We start from the raw sequence: 276 nt of genomic DNA on the forward strand, positions 1-276 counted from the left end.
TGGGAGCGCGAGGGAGGGCGTTCGGGCTTCGGAACTTTGAGATCGCCTTCCCTCGCACTTATCTCATTGGAAATGTGACCGGCGTAGTGCACCCGACGTAGCGCACCCAGCAAGGGGAAATTTCTATTAATAAAGGCCACAAGGATAATAGGAAAAATTGCCCTATAAAAATAAACTTCCAGGAAAATCAAAAAAATTGAATTTTATGGTTGACAACCATAACTCCCAGTGTTATTATAACTGAGCTGTCGCAAATAATTGTTTTAGAAAAATAAA

It is taken from the genome of Blautia sp. MCC283 (assembly GCF_018785565.1).
GTDB lineage: Bacteria > Bacillota > Clostridia > Lachnospirales > Lachnospiraceae > Blautia_A.